The following is a 254-nucleotide window of genomic DNA, read 5'->3' as shown; positions in this document are numbered from 1 at the left end:
CTCTCCAGCAGGGCGACCGCTTCGCGTTTGAACTCCGGCGTGAATTCTCGTCTCGTCTTTGCCATCCGACACCTTCCCCGCTCAGCATGAGCGTATCAGAGGTGTCCGCGAGGACGAGGGAGGATCAACCGAGAACCAGCGGCTCCGGAAGGCGATCGCGGATCTCACGCTCGACAAACTGATCCTGCAGGAGGCTGCCCGGGGAAACTGACCAGCCCCGCGCGCCGACGCGCCTGCATCGCGCATGTCATGGA

1 pseudogene is annotated in these 254 nt (G+C 63.8%); it reads left to right on the top strand.

The features are described 5' to 3' along the window. Positions 1-130: 130 nt before the first annotated feature. A pseudogene (locus ACLBXO_RS32385) lies at positions 131-254 on the top strand (IS3 family transposase); the annotation flags it as partial.

This window comes from Methylobacterium sp. C33D (assembly GCF_053345825.1).
Note: the sequence above shows the minus strand (reverse complement) of the source record. Positions and strands in the feature narration are given on the sequence as shown.